The 9,627-nt window shown below is 67.0% G+C and carries 9 protein-coding genes; 6 read left to right on the plus strand and 3 right to left on the minus strand.

Annotated elements, in window-relative coordinates; translation table 11 throughout:
- Positions 1–87: 87 nt before the first annotated feature.
- Positions 88–1,095 (minus strand): LacI family DNA-binding transcriptional regulator, encoded by a 1,008-nt coding sequence (locus AC1D01_RS00745; protein WP_477864204.1) that lies wholly within the window; start codon positions 1,093–1,095, stop codon positions 88–90.
- Positions 1,096–1,286: 191 nt separating this feature from the next.
- Between AC1D01_RS00745 and AC1D01_RS00750 the strand changes: the two genes are divergently transcribed.
- The 6 genes from AC1D01_RS00750 to AC1D01_RS00775 all read left to right on the plus strand — a co-directional run bounded on the left by AC1D01_RS00750 (position 1,287) and on the right by AC1D01_RS00775 (position 7,713).
- A complete protein-coding gene (locus tag AC1D01_RS00750) occupies positions 1,287–2,666 on the plus strand; it encodes a GH1 family beta-glucosidase (RefSeq protein WP_477864205.1) in 1,380 nt (459 codons plus the stop codon).
- 97 nt (positions 2,667–2,763) lie between these two features.
- Positions 2,764–3,975 carry an ABC transporter substrate-binding protein gene (locus AC1D01_RS00755; RefSeq protein ID WP_477864212.1) on the plus strand — a complete coding sequence of 404 codons (1,212 nt, stop codon included), beginning with the start codon at positions 2,764–2,766 and terminating at the stop codon, positions 3,973–3,975.
- Between the two features lie 102 nt (positions 3,976–4,077).
- The gene (locus AC1D01_RS00760; RefSeq protein WP_477864206.1) at positions 4,078–4,974 is read left to right on the plus strand and encodes a carbohydrate ABC transporter permease; all 897 of its coding nucleotides are present in this window, start codon (positions 4,078–4,080) and stop codon (positions 4,972–4,974) included.
- A gap of 10 nt (positions 4,975–4,984) precedes the next feature.
- Positions 4,985–5,908, plus strand: a complete 924-nt coding sequence (locus tag AC1D01_RS00765) for a carbohydrate ABC transporter permease (RefSeq protein ID WP_477864207.1) — start codon at positions 4,985–4,987, stop codon at positions 5,906–5,908.
- A gap of 4 nt (positions 5,909–5,912) precedes the next feature.
- Positions 5,913–7,070, plus strand: coding sequence for an ABC transporter ATP-binding protein (locus tag AC1D01_RS00770; RefSeq protein WP_477864208.1), 1,158 nt, complete (start codon positions 5,913–5,915; stop codon positions 7,068–7,070).
- Positions 7,071–7,308: 238 nt separating this feature from the next.
- Positions 7,309–7,713 (plus strand): hypothetical protein, encoded by a 405-nt coding sequence (locus tag AC1D01_RS00775; protein ID WP_477864209.1) that lies wholly within the window; start codon positions 7,309–7,311, stop codon positions 7,711–7,713.
- A 228-nt stretch (positions 7,714–7,941) separates the two neighbouring features.
- Here AC1D01_RS00775 and AC1D01_RS00780 read toward each other — a convergent pair whose 3' ends face one another.
- Positions 7,942–8,700 carry a class II glutamine amidotransferase gene (locus AC1D01_RS00780; RefSeq protein ID WP_056813410.1) on the minus strand — a complete coding sequence of 253 codons (759 nt, stop codon included), beginning with the start codon at positions 8,698–8,700 and terminating at the stop codon, positions 7,942–7,944.
- An 11-nt stretch (positions 8,701–8,711) separates the two neighbouring features.
- Positions 8,712–9,627: NAD(P)/FAD-dependent oxidoreductase (locus AC1D01_RS00785; RefSeq protein ID WP_477864210.1), on the minus strand; the 916-nt coding region annotated here is incomplete at its 5' end.

Here is a 9,627-nt window from a genome sequence, read left to right on the forward strand (position 1 = left end):
CAAACCGTCGATGCGAGGACCAAACTTTGTCGTGCACCTCATGCCGCGCCGACGCAATGTGCTTCCCTCTTCAGTGGGTGATGTATTTCAGGGAACTTTCGCGACCGAGTCCCGCCACACGAAAGTCGGCTCGAAGATGCGGGTCACGGGCAGCGTGCTGCCGTAGCACTCGTTCAACAGATAGCGCGACGCGTTCGACACCACGTCCTGGATCGGGATGCGCACGCAGGTGAGCCGCGGGTTGCTGTACGAGGCCGGCTCGGAATCGTCATAGCCGACCACCGACACCTGCTCGGGCACGCGCAGCCCCGCGTGCTGCAGGCGCGAGATCGCCGCGATCGCCATCACGTCGTTCGCGCCGAACAAGCCGGTGAACGGCACACCCCGCTCCAGCAACTGCGATGCCGCGCGCCAGCCGCTCTCGGAACTGAAATCGCCCTCGACCTGCGGCACCGCCTCGCGCGCGATGCCCTGCGCGGCGAGCTCCTCGTAGAAGCCGGCCATGCGCGCCTCGTTGTCGGGCGCGGAGTTCGGCCCGGAGATCACCGCGATCTGCCGGTGCCCGCGGCTCAGCAGCGCTTGCGCGGCCAGCCGCCCGCCGACATGGTGGTCGGCCGAGAAGCACTGCGCCTCGAGCGTCGGCACCAGGCGGTTCAGCACCGCGAGGCGCGGCTGCAGGCGGTGCAGTGCAAGCAGGTCCTCGTCGAGCAGCTCATTGCTCTGCAGCATCAGGCCGTCGCATTCGCGCTGGATCAGGAACGCGGTGCCGTCCAGCGCCTGCTGGCGCCGATCGCCGTGCCCGCAGCCGTTGGCGGCCACCATGTGGCGGTCGAACTCGCGCAACTCGGCATCCATGGTCTGCAGGATGCGGCCGAAGAACGGGCCGCTGAAATCGGGCACGAAGACGCCGATCATGCCGAGCGTGCGCGACGACAGCGCCCGCGCGAGGCTCGACGGCCGGAAGCCGAGCTGGCGCACCGCGCCCTGCACCCGCTCCACCGCCGCCGGCGAGGCCGAGCCCCGGCCGGAGATCAYGCGCGATGCGGTGCCCACCCCCACACCCGCCAGCCGCGCCACGTCCTTGATGGTTGCCATTCGTCGCCCAGGAGAGAACCCATACCGAACCGGGAATCATAGGGAGCGGCCGAGACCGGGTTTTCCCCAATGTTGAATGCGCGCAGAGGTGCTGAAATGCGTTCCGCTCTTTGGAACCGGTTCCAATTGGGTTGGCATTGTAGTGCCTGGACGTTCCGTCAAGTCAAGCAGCGAGTCGAGAAAGGTGTGGAGTGAGTACGAATTCGGCGAAGTACAGTGCAGAGCAGTTGGAGATTCCCAAGGATTCGAGGCTCTGGTCGCCCGATTTTCTGTTTGGTACCGCCACGGCGTCTTATCAGATCGAAGGCGCCATTCATGAAGACGGGCGCATCCCGTCGATCTGGGATACCTATTCCAATACCCCCGGCATGGTATTGAACGGGGACACCGGCGAGTTTGCCTGCGACCATTACCACCGCTGGCCGCAGGACCTGGAAATCATCGAGGAACTGGGCGTGCAGGCGTATCGCCTGTCGATCGCCTGGCCGCGCGTGATGGACGCGAAGAACCAGCCGAACCCGAAGGGCCTGGCGTTCTACAAGCGCCTGCTGGAGGCGCTGAAGGCCAAGGGCATCCAGACCTACGTGACGCTGTACCACTGGGACCTGCCGCAGTGGATCGAGGACCGCGGCGGCTGGACCAACCGCGAGGTGGTGTACCACTTCGCCGAGTACGCCGACCTGGTGAGCCGCGAGTTCAAGGGGCTGGTGACGGCCTGGGCCACGCTGAACGAGCCGTGGTGCACGGCCTTCCTGGGCTACGCCGTCGGCCGCCATGCGCCGGGCCGCCAGAACCTGCGCTACGCGACGCAGGCGATGCACCACCTGCTGCTCGCGCACGGCACCGCGGTGGCGATCCTGCGCCGCAACGACCCGGGCGCGAAGATCGGCATCGTCGCCAACGTCGGTGCCGCGGTGGCCGAGACGCCGTCGCCGAAGGACCAGGACGCCGCCTGGCTGTTCGAGGTGCAGCACAACGACTGGATCCTCGACCCGCTGCTCAAGGGCCGCTATCCCGCCGACCTGTGGCGGCTGTGGCCCGGCGCCGAGCCGCTGGTGCTCGAGGGCGACCTGCAGACGATCGCCGCGCCGCTCGATTTCCTCGGCATCAACTATTACTTCCGCACCCAGGTGAAGAGCGACGGGCGGCATGGTTTCATCGAAACCGACATGCCCGGCGTCGAGCGCACGCAAATGGGCTGGGAGGTTTATCCGCAGGGCCTGGCGCGCCTGCTGAAGGGTTTCCATGCGACCTACAGGAACCTGCCGCCGATCTACATCACCGAGAATGGCATGGCCTCGGACGACAAGGTCGTCGACGGCCGCGTCGCCGACCCGTCGCGCATCAGTTTCATCAGCCGCCACCTGCAGGCAGTGGACGACGCGATACGCAGCGGCGTGGATATCCGCGGGTATTTCATCTGGTCGCTGCTCGACAATTTCGAATGGGCGTATGGGTACGAGCGCCGCTTCGGCATCGTCCACGTCGACTACGGCACCCAGGCGCGCACCTGGAAGGACAGCGGGCGCGTCGTGCAGGCCTTCATGAAGGCGCGGGCCTCGCAGGCCTGATTCCCGTCAGACAGTTTCACCCCCAATGAGCCGGAGTGCTCGAGTTTCACCACAGGAGACAGACATGGCGTTTCAATTGAAGGCAGTTCTCGCCGGGATGGTCGTGGGCTTCGGCGCACTCGGCGTCGTGACCCCGGCCCAGGCCCAGGTCAAGGCCGAGGTGATCCACTGGTGGACCTCGGGGGGCGAGTCGGCCGCCATCAAGGAGTTCGCGAACGCCTACAAGGCGGCCGGCGGCACCTGGGTCGACAGCGCCGTGGCCGGTGCCGACAACGCGCGCGCCGCGGCCATCAACCGCATCGTCGGCGGCAACCCGCCGACCGCCGCGCAGTTCAACACCTCCAAGCAGTTCCACGACATCGTCGCCGAAGGCAAGCTGGCCGACATGGACGAGGTCGCGGCCAAGGAAGGCTGGGACAAGATCCTGCCGCAGCCGGTGCTGAACACCGTCAAGGTGAAGGGCCACTACTACGCCGTGCCGGTCAACGTGCACATGCCCGCCTGGTTCTGGTACTCGAAGGCCGCCTTCGCGAAGGCCGGCATCAAGGACGAGCCGAAGACCATCGACGAGTTCTTCGCTGCCCTCGACAAGCTGAAGGCCGCCGGCCTGGTGCCGCTGGCGCTGGGTGGCCAGTCGTGGCAGGAGCGCATCACCTTCAACGCGGTGCTGGCACACGTCGGCGGCCCGGAGATGTTCCTGAAGTTCTACCGCGACAAGGATGCCGCGCTGGTCACGAGCGAGCCGTTCAAGAAGGTGCTCGCGACCTTCAAGCGCCTGCACAACTATGTCGACGCCGGCTCGCCGGGCCGCAACTGGAACGACGCGACCGCGATGGTGATCTCCGGCAAGGCCGGCGTGCAGATCATGGGCGACTGGGCCAAGGGCGAGTTCCAGGCCGCGAACCAGACGGCCGGCAAGGAATTCGGCTGCTTCCCGGGCTTCGGTCCGAAGTCGCCGTACATCGTCGCGGGTGACGTGTTCGTGTTCCCGAAGACGACGAATGCCGAGGCGATCAAGGCGCAGAAGCTGCTCGCGACGACGATGACCTCGCCGGCCGCGCAGGTCGCCTTCAACAACAAGAAGGGCTCGATCCCGATCCGCACCGACGTCGACACCTCGAAGATGGACATCTGCGCGCAAGCCGGCGTGGCCATCATGAAGGACGCCTCGCGCCAGCTGCCGGATTCGGAAATGCTCGCGACGCCCGACACCATCGGCGCGGTGCAGGACGTGCTGACCAAGCTGTGGAACACCAACCAGTCGGTGGATGACGCCGCGAAGGCGCTGGCCGTTGCGCTGAAGACCTGACCCTCCGGGTCGGGCGGCCTGGATGTAATTCCCACGGTGGGCTGCGGCCCACCCTTTTTTTGTCTACCCTTGCCGCCTTGGCAAGGCTTCGAGGATTCCACGATGGACGTCGGGCGCAGCCGACTGCGGCAACACTGGTCGGTCTACGCGGCACTGCTGCCGATGGCCGCCACGGTGCTGTTCGCCTACATCGGCACGGTGCTGTGGTCGGTGCGGATCTCGCTGTCGAACTCGCGCACCTTCCCGAGCGACAGCTTCGTGGGCCTCGCGCAGTACGAGCGGCTGTTCACCAGCGAGCGCTGGATGGTCTCGGTGCACAACGTGCTGATCTTCGGCGTGCTGTTCATCCTGGCGTGCCTGGTGATCGGCTTCCTGCTGGCGGTCTTCATCGACCAGAAGGTGGCCGGCGAGAGCGTGCTGCGCACCGTCTTCCTCTACCCGTATGCGATGAGCTTCGTCGCGACCGGGCTGGTGTGGCAGTGGATCCTGAACCCCGAGCTCGGCCTGCAGGCCACGGTGCGCGGCTGGGGCTTCGAGAGCTTCAGCTTCGACTGGATCGTCAGCCAGGACAAGGTGATCTACACGATCGTGATCGCCGCCGTGTGGCAGGCCTCGGGGCTGGTGATGGCGCTGATGCTGGCCGGGCTGCGCGGCATCGACGAGGAGATGTGGAAGGCCGCGCGCATCGACGGCATCCCGCGCTGGCGCGTCTACGCGAGCATCGTGCTGCCGCAGCTCGGGCCGTCGTTCGCAACCGCGCTGGTGCTGCTGTCGGTGGGCGTCGTGAAGGTCTATGACGCGGTGATCGCGATGACGCAGGGCGGCCCCGGCATCGCGAGCGAGGTGCCGGCGAAGTTCATCATGGATTACCTGTTCGGGCGCGCCAACATCGGCCTCGCGTCGGCCGCCAGCACGGTGATGCTGCTGACGGTGCTGGCCGTGATCACGCCGTGGCTGTATGCGCGCAGCCGCGCCAACCGCAACGCCCGGGAAGCCTGAGGTTTCACTGATGTCGACGCCCTCCTCCGCCCTCCCCTCCTCCACCCAACCCACCGCCGCGCCCGTGCGCTCGAAGCGCCCGCCGCGCGTCACGCCGGCGCGCGTCGGCGTCTACGCCTTCCTGCTGACCGGTGCCGCGTTCTTCCTGCTGCCGCTGTACGTGATGCTGGTCACCTCGGTGAAGCCGATGGCCGAGATCCGGCTGGGCAACCTGTTCGCGCTGCCCGGCGACTGGACCATCGAGCCCTGGATTGCGGCCTGGTCGCAGGCCTGCACCGGGCTCGACTGCAGCGGCATCCAGGTCGGCTTCTGGAACTCGGTGAAGATCGTGCTGCCGAGCACGGTGATCTCGATCTTCTTCGGCGCGCTCAACGGCTATGCGCTGTCGTTCTGGCGCGCGCGCGGCGCGAACCTGCTGTTCGGCGTGCTGATGATCGGCGCCTTCGTGCCCTACCAGGTGGTGATGTTCCCGCTGGTGCGCGCGTTCGCGGCGGCCGGCATCTTCAGCAGCCTGGCCGGCATCGTGCTGATCCACACCATCTTCGGCATGCCGGTGATGACGCTGCTGTTCCGCAACTACTACGCGTCGGTGCCGGGCGAGCTGTTCAAGGCGGCGCGCATCGACGGCGGCGGCTTCTTCCGGATCTTCTTCCAGCTGATGCTGCCGATGGCCACGCCCATCATCATCGTCGCGGTGATCATGCAGGTGACGGCGATCTGGAACGACTTCATCCTCGGGCTGGTGTTCGCCGGGCGCGACAACCTGCCGATGACGGTGCAGCTGAACAACGTGATCAACACGACGACCGGCGAGCGCCTGTACAACGTGAACATGGCGGCCACCGTGCTCACCTCGCTGGTTCCGCTGGCCATCTATCTGATTTCAGGCCGCTGGTTCGTGCGCGGCATTGCGGCTGGTGCCGTGAAGGGTTGAATCCGTGTCTGCCATTCCTGTGAATTCATCCGTCGACCTGCCGTCATCCACCGCGGCCCCGGTGTCGCATGTGGCGTCGGCGAACGTCGACATCCGCCAGCTCGAGGTCCGCCTGGGCGGCGTGCCGATCATCGCCGCGATGGACCTGCACGTGCAGGCCGGCGAGTTCCTGGTGCTGCTCGGGCCGTCGGGCTGCGGCAAGTCGACGCTGCTGCATTCGATCGCGGGCTTGCTGGACGTGCATGCCGGCAGCATCGAGATCGGCGGGCGCGACGTGACCTGGGCCGACCCGAAGGACCGCTCGATCGGCATGGTGTTCCAGTCGTACGCGCTGTACCCGACGATGTCGGTGGAGCGGAACATGTCGTTCGGGCTGCGCGTGAACGGCACGCCGAAGGCCGAGATCGAGAAGCGCGTGGCGCGCGCGGCCGAGATCCTGCACCTGCAGGAACTGCTGAAGCGCAAGCCGTCGCAGCTGTCGGGCGGGCAGCGCCAGCGGGTCGCGATCGGCCGTGCGCTGGTGCGCGACGTCGGCGTGTTCCTGTTCGACGAGCCGCTGTCGAACCTCGACGCGAAGCTGCGCGCCGAGCTGCGCCGCGAGCTGAAGCAGCTGCACAAGAACATCGGCACGACGATGGTCTACGTGACGCACGACCAGGTCGAGGCGATGACGCTCGCGACGCGCATCGCGGTGATGAACAAGGGCCGCATCCAGCAGATCGGCGCGCCGGGCGAGATCTACAACCGGCCGGCCAACGTGTTCGTGGCCGGCTTCCTCGGCTCGCCGAGCATGAATTTCGCCGAGGGCACGCTGCAGGTGGCGGGCGGCGCGGTGACGTTCCAGCGCGCCGGGCTCTCGGTCGACGTGACGCGCTATTCGTTCGCGCAGGCACCGCGCGACGGGCAGGCGGTGCTGCTGGGCATCCGCCCGGAAGACATCGCGCTGCACCTGGACGGCGCGGCCGCGGGCGACGGCAGCGGCACGGTGGCGCTGGTGGAGCCGATGGGTGCGCAGACCATCGTGTGGATGGACGTGCAGGGCCAGCAGATCAGCGCGATGCTGAGCGGGCATGCGGAGCCGGTGGTGGGCCAGCAGGCGCCGTTCCGGATCGCGGCGGAGAAGGTGTCGATGTTTGACCCGGGGTCGCAGGAGCGGCTCTGAGGGATGGCGCGGGCGGCCGATATTTCCGAGTTCTTCGATATTTACCGTGCAGTAAATATGGCGCCTGCGAGAAATATGGTGAGCGACCTGCGGCCGAGTAGAGCGCAATTCTGTAGAAATTGAGGAGCCGGCGCGAGCGACGTTTTACTACGCCCAATCCGACCCCATTGGCCTGGCGGGAGGAAGCATTTCGACCTACACCTACGTGGACGGGAACCCCCTGCAGGGAATCGATCCGATGGGCCTGGCGAACAATGGCTGGCAACCCTCGCCCAACCTCGGGTCACTGAGGGTGCCACGTGGACCCGACCCGGTTCGCGAGGTCCTGGGTTCAGGCAGAGACTTCGCACGGAACCATGGCGACATGCGTGCGGCCAACACCATCAATGCCGACAAGTACTTCCATTGCAAAGCCGACTGCCAGGCCGCGAGACGCGGCTCGACCGGCGAAGCCATGGCATGCATGATCTCCGATGGTCGAGAGTGGTTTGATCAGAATCTGAAGGGCGATCCCCCGCAAGCTTCGCAAGCCGATCAGGCGGCCAACGCCTACGGCAGAGCCTGGGGGTCAAACACCCAGACTTCTTGCGAAATGGCGTGCAGCCAGTATCGGCCTGTTGGTTTGCCAAGTGTTGACGTGTGACGACCCCGATTTGTCATCGGAAGTCATTGGTCGCGACGAGATGGACGCACTTGCCGTGGCGCTGGAGTTCCTCGAGCTCTATCTGATCAAGATCGTCGAGGAAACACAGGGGCAGCTGACCGAACTGGACGGCACGCCCATCGACCCGAGAGGCTCGGACATTCTTCTTCAAGCGAGAAAGTTCGTCTCGAACAAGCGGCAGGCAGGGTCAAGCTCCGCGGGGAAGACTCAGCGCTCCACCACCCCGCCATTCACGAACACCTTCAACTCCCCCGGCGCGAACGCCCGCCACGCCTCGTCCGCCGTCAGCGGCTCGGTCACCACCACCGCCACCCGATCGGCCGTCGTCGTCAGCTCGGCGAAGTCGACGCTCATGTCCTCGTCCTGCAACCGCGCCTTGCGGAACGGATGCTCCCGCACCAGCCAGCTCAGCTTCGTCGAGCAGTGCGCCCACAGCGCCTGCCCGTTGCTCAGCATGAAGTTGAAGCTGCCGTGCGCGGCGACGCGCGGCACCAGCTCGGCCAGCGTGGCCGTCAGCTCGCCGACCGGCGGCAGGTCCGCATGCGCCTTCGCGAGTTCCTGCATCAGCCAGCAGAACGCGCGCTCGCTGTCGGTGCTGCCCACCGGGCGGAACGCCGCATGCAGCCGCGGCTGGTAGTCCTTCAGGTCGCCGTTGTGCGCGAACACCCAGTAGCGGCCCCACAGCTCGCGCACGAACGGGTGCGTGTTCTCCAGCGCGACCACGCCCTGCGTCGCCTTGCGGATGTGCGCGATGACGTTGTGGCTGCGGATCGGATAGTGCCGGACCATCTCGGCCACCGGCGACAGCCGCGCGCTCTGCGCGTCGACGAACAGCCGCGTGCCCGCACCTTCGAAGAACGCGATGCCGAAGCCGTCCTTGTGTTCCTCGGCACGGGTCGAGAACCCGGTGAAGCTGAACATCAGGTCGGTCGGGGTGTTGGCATTCATCCCCAGCAGCTGGCACATCGTTCCACCCTCTATTCCAGGAACAGGCGCTTGACGCCCTTCAGGCTCAGCAGGGTACCCGGATTGCTGGTCTCGTTCAGCACGCCGCTCATCCGCTCGCGCAGCCGCGCGCTGCGCTGCGCGCGCCAGATCACCAGGTCGGCCAGCCATGGGTGGGCGTTGATGCCGTTCGCCCGCTCGTACAGCGTGAAGCGCGGCTGCAGCGCACGCAACGCCGCTTCGTAGCGGCCGCGCACCGCATCGTCGTCGGCGTGCCGGCCGGCCAGCACGGCCTCGGCCGCCAGCAGACCGGTTTCCATCGCCTTGCCGATGCCCTCGCCGGTGAACGAGTAGGTGCTGCCGGCCGCCTCGCCGGTCACCAGCAGGCCAGGGCGCGAGAACGCCGCGCCCTGCAGCGTGCAGCGCAGCGGCGCGCCCTTCAGCGGGCCCTGCAGTTCGCCGCCGGCCAGCAGCGCGCGGGCCGGCTCGTAGAACTCGCAGAAGCTCGCGAACATCTGCCGCAGGTYCACGTCGAGCTTGCTGTGGCGGCCGTCGGTGCCGCTGCGGTGGCTGTTCGCCACGCCGACGCCGACGTTGAACACGCCGTCGCGGCACGGAAAGATCCAGCCGTAGCCGGGGCGCAGCCGGCGGTCCCACACCACGTCGAGCGCGCGCAGCCGGTCGGCCATCGCCGGGTTGCGGATGTAGGTGCGCATCGCGATGCCGCTGGGCGTCTGGCGCTCGCACACGCCGGCGGCGATCAGCGCCTGCGGCACCGCACCGGTGGCCAGCAGCACCCAGCGGGCGTGGATCTCGTGCTTCGCGCCGCCATGGCTCAGCATCGCCCCGCTCACGCGGCCCTGCGCATCGTTCAGCACGCCTTCGAAATGCGCCGGGGCGAACATCCTCGCGCCGGCCTGCGCCGCGGCGCGGCACAGGATCTGGTCG

The sequence above is a fragment of the Rhizobacter sp. P3_B12 genome, assembly GCF_056402895.1.

Coding starts and splice junctions, on each gene's coding strand:
- AC1D01_RS00765 (WP_477864207.1), top strand. CDS start 4,985: ATGTCGACGCCCTCCTCCGCCCTCCCCTCCTCCACCCAACCCACCGCC.
- AC1D01_RS00755 (WP_477864212.1), top strand. CDS start 2,764: ATGGTCGTGGGCTTCGGCGCACTCGGCGTCGTGACCCCGGCCCAGGCC.
- AC1D01_RS00775 (WP_477864209.1), top strand. CDS start 7,309: ATGGGCCTGGCGAACAATGGCTGGCAACCCTCGCCCAACCTCGGGTCA.
- AC1D01_RS00760 (WP_477864206.1), top strand. CDS start 4,078: ATGGACGTCGGGCGCAGCCGACTGCGGCAACACTGGTCGGTCTACGCG.
- AC1D01_RS00780 (WP_056813410.1), bottom strand. CDS start 8,700: ATGTGCCAGCTGCTGGGGATGAATGCCAACACCCCGACCGACCTGATG.